This is a genomic window from Nocardiopsis listeri NBRC 13360, from assembly GCF_001570765.1.
GTDB lineage: Bacteria > Actinomycetota > Actinomycetes > Streptosporangiales > Streptosporangiaceae > Nocardiopsis > Nocardiopsis listeri.
The window spans coordinates 1-566 of the sequence record NZ_BCSH01000151.1 but is presented as its reverse complement, the minus strand read 5'-3'; the positions used below and the strand labels follow the sequence as shown (position 1 = coordinate 566).

Sequence of the window (566 nt, the reverse complement as noted above, 5' to 3'; positions counted from 1 at the left end):
ATGCGGCACAAGGTGCTGCCGCGCACGCTGCATGTGGATGAGCCGACCTCACATGTGGACTGGTCCGCGGGTGGAGTGGAGCTGCTGACGGAGTCCCGTGAGTGGGAGGCGGTCGAGGGCCGCCCGCGTCGCGCGGGGGTGTCCTCGTTCGGCGTGAGTGGAACGAACGCGCACGTCATCCTCGAAGAGCCCGGTGTCGGCTCCGAGGATGCAGCTTCCGATTCCTTCGAACCTGAGCCTGCTGAGCGGACTCTCGGCTCGGAATTCGAAGCGCCGGCCGAGCCGGGTGTGCTGCCGTGGGTGGTGTCCGGTGCGGGTGAAGAGGCGCTGCGCGAGCAGGCCGGGCGGCTGGCCGAATGGGTCGAGGACCGTGGCCTGCGAGCCGACGACGTCAGCCGGTCCCTGGCCGGAGCCCGGTCGGGACTGTCGCACCGGGCGGTCGTGGTCGGTTCCGACCACGAGGAGCTACTGCGCGGAGTGACCGCCCTTGCCCAGGGTGACGCCGTTGCGGGAACGGTCTCCGGTTCGGTCGCGGAGCTTGGCCGTCAGCTCGCTTTCGTGTTCCC

At 70.0% G+C, this 566-nt stretch carries 1 protein-coding gene; it reads left to right on the top strand.

Features of this window, described 5'->3' with window-relative positions:
• Nucleotides 1–54: 54 nt before the first annotated feature.
• On the top strand, nucleotides 55–566 hold a 512-nt coding region (locus NLI01S_RS24875; protein ID WP_305778459.1), incomplete at its 3' end, for a ketoacyl-synthetase C-terminal extension domain-containing protein.